The sequence below is a fragment of the Bacillus cereus genome (genome assembly GCF_015071065.1).
Taxonomy (GTDB): domain Bacteria; phylum Bacillota; class Bacilli; order Bacillales; family Bacillaceae_G; genus Bacillus_A; species Bacillus_A cereus_BA.
In genome coordinates, this window is the sequence record NZ_VOVA01000002.1 from 633,872 (window position 1) to 645,835 (window position 11,964).

The following is an 11,964-nucleotide window of genomic DNA, read 5'->3' on the forward strand; positions in this document are numbered from 1 at the left end:
ATTACATGGTAAATCGATTCGTATCAGTAAGACAAGTTGGAATGACGGTAGCGTTGTTACTTGTGGCGATGTTAATCGTCATTCCGCTTTGTCTCATTTTATTTTCTAGTGTATATGAAAATAGCGGTTGGAATTTTTTAAAGCCTTTTGAAGTCATGCAGAGTGGTGGATTAGCTGGGATTTTTCTAAATTCGATGCTGCTAGGTGTACTCGTTGTAATAGGAGCTACCATATTTGCATTTCCATTGGCGTTCATTATGAGCAAAACAGATGTAGGAAAGTATAGTAAGTTAGATATTGTTTTTATGATTCCATTTATGACCCCGCCCTATATCGGATCGATGGGATGGATTTTGTTCATGCAACCTAACGGCTATTTTGAACAATTTTTTCCGGCTTTAAAGCCGATTTCATCATCGTTTTTTAGTTTAGGCGGTATGGTTTTAATTATGAGTCTGCATTTATTTCCATTTCTTTATTTCATGTTAAAAAACACGTTACTTCAAATTGGAAGTAGTAAAGAAGAGGCTGCAGCAGTTCATGGCGGAAGCTTCCTCTACCGTTTAAGAAAAATAATATTGCCGTTATTGGTATCAAGTTATGTAATGGGAGCTTTACTCATTTTCGTAAAGACGATTGCTGAATTTGGAACACCAGCTACATTCGGACGTAGAATAGGATTCCACGTGTTAACATCAGAAATTCATAAATTTATTTCGAGTTGGCCAATTGATTTTAGTAGTGCAACAGCATTATCCTCTTTGTTACTTAGTGCATGTATGCTCATTTGGTATATGCAAAATGTATTGAACCGAAAGTACTCGTATGCAATGGTGAGTGGAAAAGGTGTGAAATCTAAAAGGTATACTTTGTCTATAGTTACACGTTTTATAGCATGGATTTATGTAATTGGTTTACTAATAGTAGCAATTGGCATTCCATACTTTTCTATACTGATCGCTTCATTGTCGAAATTAAGAGGTGATGGCTTACATTTAAATAACTTTACAACGAGCCATTATGAAGCATTGTTTACAATGGGTTCTCCAGGATTAGAAGCTTTATGGAACAGTTTTCTTTTTTCACTCGTAACAGCGATTGTAGCTGTAATTATTGGAGTCTTTTTGGCACTTATGATTCGAAAGGGGAAAAAGTCCTCGGAAAAATGGCTTGATATGTGCGGTATGTTACCGAATATGGTTCCGGGGATTGTTATGGTTGTAGGGCTCATTTTATTTTGGAATTCACCATATATGCCTTTGGTAATTTACAATACGCCTGTAATGGTTATCGTAACGTATGTTGTCCTTTTTTTACCGTATACAGTGCAGTATGTAAAAGCATCGCTTGGACAAATTGATGATTCTCTTGTGCAGGCAGGAAGTGTTTTTTCTGGAAATTATATATATATTTTTAGAAAAATAATTTTTCCTCTTATTATTCCGGGCGTTCTTGCTGGATGGGCGATGACATTTACGATTTCGATACGAGAGTTAGTAGCATCGCTTCTCGTACTACCTCCATCAGTAGAAACGTCAGCAACGTTTATTTTTGCTCAATTTGAACAAGGAGAAGTATCTATAGGAATGGCAATGGCTGTTGTTTCTGTTGGGCTTACAACAATGTGCTTATTACTTCTGCAACATATGGAGCAAAAACGAAAAGGGGTAGCATGATGAGGGTTGAAGTATGGGGAGGAGCAGGCGAATACGGCCGCTCTTGTTATTTTATAAAAAATAAAGAGACAAAAATAGTATTTGATTGTGGTATTAATCGATCATATGCGGATAGTTATCCAAAAATAGAGAGAGAGGTTGTTCCATTTTTAGAGGCGGTATTTTTATCGCATATTCATGAAGATCATACGATGGGTTTACCTTTATTAGCGAAGTATGGATATAAGAAAAAAATTTGGACGACTCGTTATACGAAGGAGAAACTGCCAGCTTATTTTGAAAAATGGAGAAACTACAATCTGACGCAAGGGTGGAATTTACCTTATAACGACCAAAATATTAAAGATTTAAATTATGTATGTATTGATGAGATTAGTAATCCAAATGAATGGATGCAGATTACACCAACGTTGCGGTTTCAATGGGGGTATAGTGGGCATGTATTAGGAGCTGTTTGGTTTTTAGTGGATATGTGTAATACATACGTATTTTATTCTGGTGATTATTCAGCAGAATCTAATATACTACGAGCTAATTTACCTGAAAATTTGCGAAGCGATATAAAAATTGCAATTGTAGATGCGGCTTATCACACTGATGATGTTTCGCAAAATGAACGAGTGGATGAATTATGTGCAGAAATTGAACGAGTTGCGCACAATAAAGGAATAGCATTACTACCGCTACCTCCACTTGGTAGGGCGCAAGATATAGTATTTTCTTTATATGAAAAATATAAAGAACTGCCAATTATAGTAGATAAAGAAATTTTGGCTGGATTTGAAGAGATGTTCGCATATAAAGATTGGATAAAAAATAATGAAGAACTTGAACGGGTTCTGGAGAGTTTAAAAAGAAACATAATAGTTATGGATAATGACATTAGTATGCAAAATAGTTACGGAATAGTTGTAATGAGTGATGCGAATATGCAAACGAAACGAGCGCAGTTATATTATGAACAACTTCGGCATGAAGAACGAAATTCCATTATCTTTACTGGACATATTGCGAAAGGGAGTTTCGCAGAAAAGGTGATGAAAGAATGTGTAAGTAGAGAATGTAGGGTAGAGCGAGTTCCATATAAGGTTCATCAAAGTATAAGTGACGTTAAGGCGATGTTAAATATATTATTACCAGAACATACGGTGTTAGTGCATGCACTTAAAGAGGATACGGATCGATTACAGAGAAAGCTTAGTGCAGCAGGATATGAAAATGTCTATTCACTTACTACGGAACGTATAGAAGTAATTTAAAATGTAAAGGGGATAGGTATATGAAAAAGGTATTTGTATTCGTAAGCATTTTCTTTTGTTGTTTCCTTTATAACGTTAAGGAAGGGTTTGCTGCTAGTCCAATGAAACCTAGTTTTGAAGTGAAGTTATTATTAAAGCCAGAACAAGTATTAGGTTATAACAAAGAGATGAAGCAAGAGGTGCTAGAACATTTTCAAGCAGGTACAAATTATGAAAGAATACAAGTGCAATTTTTAGACACGGCAAATAAAAATTTAAGTAATGAAGGTTGGTTTGCAAGAATTCGAAAGAAAGAATTCAGTAAAGATTTTGAGCTAACATATAAAAAAAGATATCCTATTTCAAATGGTGTAATTCAAGATGCACTAGAAGTAGCTAAAAAGGATGGGTTTGATAGTGAAGCTGGTAGTTATGATGCGGAAATAGATTGGGGATTTCAGAAGAAAACATTAAGTGTTTCAAATAAGAAAAGTTACAGTGCTAAAGGATATGGGATACTTGATTTACCAGATGAACAAGCTGCTCAAAACATGTTAATAGAAAAGTTACCAGGTAAAATGAACAAATGGTTGTATACGAATTGGGGAGAAGAGATGCTCAAGGGTTCTCATATTTACGGTCCGGTATTAATGAAACGGTATACAGGTGAATTTGAAAATATAAAAACAAATATTGAAATTTGGCCACTAAGTAACACAGGGAAAATAGAAGAAGACTTCGTAATAGAAGTGTCCTTTAAAACAAATGAGGAAAGTATTGCGAGAAAACAAAGAGAATTGTTAATGGCGAGTATAGAGAAAAAAGGATGGTTGTTACCGAAAGATAGTTTGAAGACAGAGCTTATTTTTCAGTAAATAGGAAAGAAGGAATCCATATGGCCATGGATTCCTTTTTCTAATATATGAGCATTAAGCTAAATCAGCTGACACGAACATATCACTATTTTGTAGGTTTTTAGAGCGTAAACTATAAGCAACTACTTTCTTTTTATGTTGTTTTACAACATCGACATGCTCTTCATGACTATAAATATAAAATATGAAATCTTTTTTGCCACGTTTTGCATTGATAATTATAGGAGTGCCCTCATTATGCGGTGGTGCATAATAGCGATCTAAAAATAAACCTTCGTTAAAATCATGAATAATTTGTTTTTTGTCTTCGCCTTTTAAATCATTTCCATTAAACGTTATTGTAACGTTCTCTTCCTCGAGCTGTGGATGTGTTTCATATCGGCTAATAATGGATTCAATAACAGAGTTTGGAAGGCTAGAAACGATAATTTTAAATGCTCCAAATACAACTAACAGTACAATAAACCAAGTCGTCATATTGTATCATCCCCTTTATACTATTAAATAATATAACCCATATGGTAATAGTACATAGGGTGAAGTTTTGTATATTTTGTGAAAAATTTTCCTTTTTTGAACGTTTTTTAACAAATTGAGCTATCGCCAATTCATAAGGAGGTATTTGGTATGATGGAAATATTAAGGTTTTCTATCAATCATAAGGGGGTTATGAAATGGGGAAATTAGATGAAAAGGTCGCTTTTGCTACGGGAGCTACGATAGGGAACGGGGCTGGAATTGCTCATGATAGGGGCGAAAGTGTTACTTGCTGATATTTCAGAGACAGTTCATGACACTGCAAAATGAAATATTAGAAAACTCAATTTTGTTACAAAAAGTTGAAATCGAAGTATTTTAAAAGAAAAAGGTTTATAATAAAAACATAACTAATTACAAGGAAGTGTAACTATGAGTACTGTAGCTATCGTGTATGGTATTATTCTTTCCACAATTATTGTTTTATTTTTCGTTGGGGTTTCACGTTATATTCATAAATGGAAAGAAGGCGTTGCGAAATTAAATCACATTGAAGAAGAACTTAGTGATTTAATGTTACATCATGGTAAGTAAAAGGTTTATTTTTTAACTAAACAATGTGAAAAAAATCACAAAACATGCTCTCGTAATGAAAGCATGTTTTTTTGTTATGTGAATGATGAGCAGATTCACGAATTTTCCTATACGATATAGAATAACTCTTTCAAGTATAAGGAAGAGTTATTCTATTTTGTATAATTTTGTAATTGTACTCGGTATAATGATTATATAGAAGGGAATTTGTTAGAGGGGGCATATTGTGAATATATTAAAGGTTATAGGGATTATTGTGGGAGTTATTATAGTAGGCATTGTAGCTTTCTTTGTAATTATGAAATATTATTTATCAAAAGAAGATCCAAAGTATGTTTTAAATTACATAAAAGAACATAAAAATGACGAAACATACTCATTACTTATTAGAAGAAATGGCGAAGTATTAACATCGATAAATGAAAATAAAAAATTGCCATTGGCGAGTATGGCAAAAATCGTAATAGCAGTGGAATTTGCTAAACAAGTGTCAGAAGGAAAGGTAAATCGAGATGAACAAATTCCATTGCATAAGTTAGAAAAATACTACGTTAAAAACACTGATGGTGGAGCGCATCCTGCATGGTTAGAGGATGCCAAAGCTAGAGAACTAGTGAAAAATGGACAAATCTCTTTAGAAGAAGTCGCTAAAGGGATGATTCACTATAGTTCTAATGCAAATACAACATATTTGTTAGAGAAGCTTGGTATAGAGAGAGTAAATGAAAGTATAAAAGAGTTAGAGCTTATTAGTCATGACAAGTTCTCTTCATATACAGCTTCACTTTATATGAGAGGATATGTAGAAAAAGAGCTCCGTAAGGAAAAAGAACAATCGTTAGAAATGATCCGTAACATGTCAAACGATGAATACAATAAACATGTGTTACAAATACATGGATGGATGAAAGACGAAGAAGAATGGAAAAAGCGGGATATCCCATTAAAAATAGATATGGAATTCCAGAAAATTTGGTCAGATCGATTAGTGAGTGCAAATGCTAAAGATTATATGATTTTAATGGAAAAGATAAATGGTAGAAATTATTTTCCAAAATCAATGCAAGATGAAATTGAGAATGTTTTTAAAGGAACAGTTGAAAATAGTAGATTTGAATATGCTGGTCAAAAAGGTGGTTCTACTGCATTCGTATTGACAAAAAGTTTGTATACTACGGATAAGAAGGGCAATAAGGTGGAAGTTGTAATCATGTTTAACGATATAGATGATCAAATTGCACATCAAAAACTTAGAAATAACATAGATTATTTTATTCGAGATATTTTAGCAAGTGAGGAATTCAGGAAGAAATTATAATGAAATAATTTTATTATGTAAACAAAAGAGCGCTTTTTAAAAAGTGCTCTTTTCTATAAATGATACAGGATTTCCGAATTACTTCATTGAATATAGATTGAAAATAAGAAAGGGAGCTGAATAATGACTACAATATATTTCGTTCGCCATGCCCACTCTACATATACAAAAGAAGAAAGGGAACGGCCTTTATCTGAAAAGGGGTACTTTGATGCAGAGAATGTAACGCATTTATTGAAAGATGAATATGTTGATGTTGTGATTTCAAGTCCTTATAAAAGAGCGATTCAAACTGTGCAAGGAATTGCGAATACATATAATGTATCGATACAAATAGAAGAAGATTTACGAGAAAGGTTATTAAGTAAAGAACCAGTAGCAGATTTTAATGCTGCTATGCAGAATGTATGGGAAGACTGGGCTTTTGCATACGAAGGCGGGGAATCAAATGATGTAGCGCAAAGGCGTGCTGTATTATGTATGCAAAATATATTGGGAAAATATAAAGGGAAGAATATTGTAATAGGCACTCATGGGAATATTATGGTATTACTAATGAATTATTTTGATTCGAAATATGATTTTCAGTTTTGGAAAACACTTCATATGCCCGATGTGTACAAATTAACTTTTAACAGTGATAGGCTAGTTTCTGCTGAAAGAATAGAGAATATTGGTCATCGGATAAAGTGAAACTGGGGAGGCTCATCCCCCGCTGATTATTAGCCTTCACCAATCGGGCTTTTACGGGCAGCTCGACTCCCACCTAACTTCCTCGTATTCGCTGAAGTTTGAGGTGGGAGTCTCACTGTCCTCAAATAGCGTGAGAAATATTTTGTAAAAGTTCATCAAAAAAAGAGGAAAGAGAGAAGGTATTGTAGAATTATGACTTTGTAACATAAAAAATATTGGTTAAAGGAGGCTGTTTACATGTTTGAGAAAGAGAAAGAAGGGCTTATTGAAGTTCACAACGTATATGAAATCGCACCAGCAGATGGAGCAATTATAGGTATGGCAACGGAAGAAGAAATGGAGATTGCTGCTGAACTAGAGTTACAGTACTATGCCCATTCTCGTTTATTAGAAGCAAATATTCAGTTAGACGGTTCCTCCTATAAAGAGTTACTTCAGGAGTTCCAGGAGTACGAAAGAAAATCAATGAATTTTTGGAGAGCAATACATAAACGTTTAGCTGTGCCATGGGCATGGGTACTACGTATTGATGTTGCGAATGGTCCTATATATGTAAGCAATGGGAGTTCGTATTATGAAGAAGTTGATGATGAAGAAGATTATGAATAGATAAGTAAGGAAGCAGCTTTAGTTGCTTCCTTTTTTTGTGTGTAATGAGTGAATAGCTTCAATGATAATATCTGGTCGATCATTTTCTATTCCGTGACCAGCATGTTCGGCAAGAATATATTGGCTGTTTATTGAAATATGTAATTGTTCACGAATCAGTTCTTGCCACATTGCTTCAAGTTGTGTTGCTTCCTCTTTTGGCATACCGCCCTCAATCATTTGAGTAATAGAATAATGAGGATCTCTACTGATAACGATTAATGGTGTTTCTAATGTTTTATCTAGCTCTTTTATTGAGCGAGCGCAATTTTTCCACCCGGATAGTTCAGAGACTGTCGCTTTATATAATGAAGGAGAGGTAGAAAATTCAATTTGCTGTCTAGGTTGATCGACAAGCATAGGTTTTAGTTCATTATAAAGTGTGTCTACATCCATTTTGGAGTACGTATTATATTTTTGAAGCCAAATATCATCAGAATCAGTTTGGTCAGAAATCGGTAAATGAAGTTCATCTAATCGGTGTAAGTTCATGGAAGTAGAATCAACTAAAAGAAGTGCTTGTAGTTGCTCTGCATGTAACATTGCAAAATGTTGTGCACATAACCCTCCATAGGAATGGCCGATTAGAATGATGGGCTCGTGAATATCTAGTTTGTTTAGTAACATATGTAGTTCCTTTGTAACTTGCCTTGCTGTACGTGGAGTATTTCCTAGCTCACTTTTTCCGTAACCTGGGCGATGATATGAAATGACTGTATAGTTTTGTGAAAGCTTTTCTATAATAGGAAGCCAATCATAAAATGAGCATCCCATTCCTGTTTGAATGACTACAGTGTGTTTACTACTACCTCTCATATATACTTCTACATTTTGTCCAAATATCTCTACTGATCTATTAATAGTAATTCCCCCTAAGCTTGAAATACTTTTTGGCAAGTAAAGACGATACACCAGGCACATATGCCAAAGAGTATAGATGTACTAAGTGAAAAGGAGTTCTTTAAACCGATATAAACAATAAATAATAGTAATGCAGATGCAGGAAATCCATATAATACGCCCATAGCGAATTGACTTAACTCCTGTTTACTCCCACCTTCGAAAGAAATCCAAAATAGACTAAGTAAACTCACAAGAGGAAGGGCAGCGATAAAGCCGCCTATCGTACTATAATGTTTAGCGACTTCAGTAATAACGCCGATAATAAGTGCAGAAACGATGACCTTAACGAGGAAATGCATATTTTGCCTCCTTCGCTAATAACGAAAAGGCTTTTTCGATTAATTGTTGTTCTTCTTTTGATAACTGTGATTCTAATATTTTTATCTTTTCTTTATCTAGTAAAGTATGCTTTTCTAATACTTCAATTCCTTTTTTTGTTAATGTAAGGTTTACGACCCTTTCATCTTGTTTATTTCTTTCTTTAACGATGAAATCCTTTCGAATAAGGCGCTTTACGTGTTCAGACGCTGTGTTATGAGAGAGACTAAGCTCAGAAGCGACTTTTCCAATTGTTATATCTTTCTCACGAGAAACGATTTGTAAAATACGAATTGCTTGATGAGAAAGATTGTCTTCATATTCATAGCGCAAGTGGTAGTAGATTGTCTCCCAATGTGGATTAATGTCTTTCATAAAATAAATCCTCCTGTTTTTTATATCGTATTATAAGATATATTCGTTTTGTAAGAATTAAAATCCTGTTATTTTCATAATAAATGTTGAAAAAGTTTATTTTTATTGAAATATAAGGTAATCTATGTGTAAAGGTATACATTTAGCAAGAGAGAGGATGATAGCTGTGAATACATTTAAATGGATTAGTCATGAAAAGATGTATGTAGATCAAATACATGTTGAAAAATGTGGTCCTCTTTCAGTCGGCGTATATGGAGGAAATCAAGAGAGTGATGCATATGAAAGAGGAGATGCAGTGCTAGCTTGGTGGGATCCGAAATTAGAATTTGAATTTGTTATGATTTTTGATACACATCATAAAACGAAAAATATACATCATATAATAGAAGCGATTTCAGAAAGAGAAGAAAAATTAAAAGAGTTATTTTCATACCCAATCCATTTAGCTTTTCATCATACACATATGTATTTATTAGCGTTATTTACAGATGAGCTCTTTATCGAGAAATGTGACCAAGATGATGAGGAACTTGCATGTTTAATTTGTTTACGAAAAGGCGAGTTCTTATATTGGCTATCAGTTGGTGATTGCTTCGCGTATTTATTCCATTCAGAGCAAACGAAAAATGGAAAAGGTAGGCTAAATAAGCGTAAGAACTATGAGTATATAGGAAGAAAAAATGTTTTTGCAGCGAATACACCTTGTTTTACATCAGGGGTAAGGGGATTAGAAAAAGGTCAGAATCACATTGTAATGGCAACGGATGGTATTTTAGAGTGTGATAAACTAAAGTTTGATGATGATCAATCTTTAGTAGAAATATTACACGACGGATCTTGTTTACAGATTGAGCCTGTATTAACAAATGTACTTCAGTGGAAAGGTAGAGATTGTGCCACTATTATTGGATGGTCCATCGATACTGAAAATAGACAATGTGCCAATTAATAAATGAAAGAGAGTTCAAGGGTTTTTGTCCTTGAACTCTTTTTTGTTAAGCAATATGAATATGATACGTTTTTAACCATTCATTTACTTGTAGCATATACTCCATAGCACTTCTTGCTTCAAAATTGTTAATCTCTTTGTTACTTTGATCAGCAATTGAAAGTAAAATGGAATGATTAATAAGTGAGAAAATGGGATTGTTTTTATTGCTACACATTTCAAGTGTTAAATTACGAATCGTTTGTAAGTAGTGTGGGTCTTGTGAAGTTGGATAAGCACTTTTTCTTCTATTTCGTACATCATCAGGTAAAGCAGGTTTCAGTGCTCTACGTAAAATACCTTTTTCAATATTATCAATACTTTTTATGTTGAAAGGAACGTTCCATAAATATTCAACTAATCTATAATCGCAAAACGGTACACGAACTTCAAATCCTACAGCCATACTCATACGGTCTTTACGGTCGAGTAAGAAGGGAAGGAATCTTGTTAAAAATAAATAAAACATTTGGCGTTGCTTCGCTTCTTTTTTACTTTCACCTTCAAGAGTAGGTACTTCAAGAACAGCCTCGTGGAATCGTTTAGCAATGTAATGCTCAGGATTACATTGCTTCGTTACGTCATCTAATAATAGAGAAGATGTGCTTTTCCAGTTTGTTAACCATGGAAACTTATCCACGTATAATAGTTCTTCTTGATGAAACCAAGGATACCCCCCGAATACTTCATCAGCAGATTCCCCAGATAAAGCCACGGTTGCATCTTTTTTCATTTCGCAAAATAGTAAATATAGTGAAGTTTCCATTTCGCCTGCACTTGGTAAATCTTTCGCGTGAAGGGGAACAAATAAATGATTTGCTAATTCTTGAGCATTCACAATAATGTCATGATGCGATGTCCCTACATGTTCAGAAACACGTTTTACCCAAGGAGCATCTAGACCAGTTCGAGCAAATGTCAGCTCGAAATCTTTCGAGCTATTTAAAAAGTCGATTGAATATGTGTGAAGTGTTTTGTGTTCCTCTGCAAATTCTTTACCAGCTAGTGCAGTAATACCGCTAGAATCTAATCCGCCTGATAACATACAAACGAGGGGAACATCGGCAATTAATTGTCTTTTCACTGTATCTTGTAAAATAGATAAAATATGCGAAGATGTATCTTCGGTAGAGTCTGTATGAATCTTACTTTCTAAATTCCAATACTTCTGAACTACTTTTTTATCACGTGTAAACGTTATAGAATGTCCAGCACGCACTTCTTGAATATGTTTAAAGACGCCACATCCTGGAGTTCGAAATAATCCTAATCCAAATATTTCATTTATGCCGTCCGCATCAATTTCAGCAGGAACAGATGGATGAGCTAATAATGCTTTTATTTCAGATCCGAAAATAATACTGTCATTTCTTTCTGTATAAAAGAGTGGCTTTACGCCTAAATGATCACGTGCTAAAAACAGTTGTTGCTTCTGATCATCCCATAAGGCGAAAGCGAAAATTCCGTTTAAATGTTGTACGCAGTCTTCTTTCCATTCTAAATAAGCATGTAGTAATACTTCTGTATCTGAATGCGTTTCAAATGCATGACCACATTTTCGAAGCTGTTCTCTCAGCTCACGAAAATTATAAATTTCTCCATTATAAGTAAGAGCATACGTATAATCACCAGCACGAAATGTCTTCGGCTGCGTCCCACCTTCTGGGTCAATAACAATTAAACGTCGGTGTGCAAAGACCGCACGAGGAGAAAACCAAAATCCTTCAGCATCAGGACCACGATGCTGAATACTATTTGCCATCTTTTCTAAAATAACATGTTGATTTGAAAGATCCTTTTTCCAATCTACCCAACCTGTAATTCCACACATACATATCTCATCTCCTAATTTAAAATT

Annotated in this window: 13 protein-coding genes; 8 read left to right on the top strand and 5 right to left on the bottom strand. The window is 34.3% G+C overall.

Going from position 1 to position 11,964, the window contains the following annotated elements; all coding sequences use genetic code 11:
* Positions 1–5 precede the first annotated feature (5 nt).
* Genes FT637_RS09370 through FT637_RS09380 form a run of 3 tightly spaced genes read left to right on the top strand, consistent with a single transcriptional unit; the run spans position 6 to position 3,789 of the window.
* On the top strand, positions 6–1,676 hold the full coding sequence (locus FT637_RS09370; protein WP_193646009.1) for an ABC transporter permease: 1,671 nt from the start codon (positions 6–8) through the stop codon (positions 1,674–1,676).
* Positions 1,673–2,935 carry an MBL fold metallo-hydrolase gene (locus FT637_RS09375; RefSeq protein ID WP_193646010.1) on the top strand — a complete coding sequence of 421 codons (1,263 nt, stop codon included), beginning with the start codon at positions 1,673–1,675 and terminating at the stop codon, positions 2,933–2,935. Before FT637_RS09370 ends, FT637_RS09375 begins: the two co-directional genes overlap by 4 nt.
* A 20-nt stretch (positions 2,936–2,955) precedes the next feature.
* Positions 2,956–3,789 carry a hypothetical protein gene (locus tag FT637_RS09380; RefSeq protein ID WP_193646011.1) on the top strand — a complete coding sequence of 278 codons (834 nt, stop codon included), beginning with the start codon at positions 2,956–2,958 and terminating at the stop codon, positions 3,787–3,789.
* A 54-nt stretch (positions 3,790–3,843) separates the two neighbouring features.
* Here FT637_RS09380 and FT637_RS09385 read toward each other — a convergent pair whose 3' ends face one another.
* Complete coding sequence (locus tag FT637_RS09385; RefSeq protein WP_193646012.1) at positions 3,844–4,266, bottom strand: YfmQ family protein; 423 nt, start codon at positions 4,264–4,266, stop codon at positions 3,844–3,846.
* Between the two features lie 432 nt (positions 4,267–4,698).
* On the opposite strand from FT637_RS09385, the gene FT637_RS09390 reads away from it, so the two are divergent.
* The 4 genes from FT637_RS09390 (at position 4,699) to FT637_RS09405 (ending at position 7,480) form a co-directional block, all read left to right on the top strand.
* The gene (locus FT637_RS09390) at positions 4,699–4,860 is read left to right on the top strand and encodes a hypothetical protein (protein WP_000108701.1); all 162 of its coding nucleotides are present in this window, start codon (positions 4,699–4,701) and stop codon (positions 4,858–4,860) included.
* A gap of 226 nt (positions 4,861–5,086) precedes the next feature.
* On the top strand, positions 5,087–6,178 hold the full coding sequence (locus tag FT637_RS09395; RefSeq protein WP_193646013.1) for a serine hydrolase: 1,092 nt from the start codon (positions 5,087–5,089) through the stop codon (positions 6,176–6,178).
* Positions 6,179–6,301: 123 nt separating this feature from the next.
* Entirely contained in the window at positions 6,302–6,871 is a 570-nt protein-coding gene (locus FT637_RS09400) for a histidine phosphatase family protein (protein WP_193646014.1), read from the top strand.
* 237 nt (positions 6,872–7,108) lie between these two features.
* Entirely contained in the window at positions 7,109–7,480 is a 372-nt protein-coding gene (locus FT637_RS09405) for a hypothetical protein (protein ID WP_000461762.1), read from the top strand.
* An 18-nt stretch (positions 7,481–7,498) separates the two neighbouring features.
* On the opposite strand, the gene FT637_RS09410 is transcribed toward FT637_RS09405, so the two are convergent.
* From FT637_RS09410 to FT637_RS09420, 3 genes are read right to left on the bottom strand one after another with little or no spacing between them, the layout of a single operon-like run.
* Positions 7,499–8,440 carry an alpha/beta fold hydrolase gene (locus FT637_RS09410; RefSeq protein ID WP_193646015.1) on the bottom strand — a complete coding sequence of 314 codons (942 nt, stop codon included), beginning with the start codon at positions 8,438–8,440 and terminating at the stop codon, positions 7,499–7,501.
* Complete coding sequence (locus FT637_RS09415; protein ID WP_193646016.1) at positions 8,392–8,721, bottom strand: DUF3147 family protein; 330 nt, start codon at positions 8,719–8,721, stop codon at positions 8,392–8,394. The genes FT637_RS09410 and FT637_RS09415 overlap by 49 nt, the downstream gene beginning before the upstream one ends.
* Positions 8,705–9,115 carry a MarR family winged helix-turn-helix transcriptional regulator gene (locus tag FT637_RS09420; protein WP_193646017.1) on the bottom strand — a complete coding sequence of 137 codons (411 nt, stop codon included), beginning with the start codon at positions 9,113–9,115 and terminating at the stop codon, positions 8,705–8,707. The genes FT637_RS09415 and FT637_RS09420 overlap by 17 nt, the downstream gene beginning before the upstream one ends.
* Positions 9,116–9,239: 124 nt before the next feature.
* Here FT637_RS09420 and FT637_RS09425 point away from each other — a divergent pair, with 124 nt between their 5' ends.
* Positions 9,240–10,067 (top strand): protein phosphatase 2C domain-containing protein, encoded by an 828-nt coding sequence (locus tag FT637_RS09425; RefSeq protein ID WP_193646018.1) that lies wholly within the window; start codon positions 9,240–9,242, stop codon positions 10,065–10,067.
* Positions 10,068–10,113: 46 nt separating this feature from the next.
* Here the strand turns inward: FT637_RS09425 and asnB are convergent, their stop codons facing one another.
* On the bottom strand, positions 10,114–11,937 hold the full coding sequence (gene asnB / locus FT637_RS09430) for an asparagine synthase (glutamine-hydrolyzing) (protein WP_193646019.1): 1,824 nt from the start codon (positions 11,935–11,937) through the stop codon (positions 10,114–10,116).
* Between the last annotated feature and the right edge of the window lie 27 nt (positions 11,938–11,964).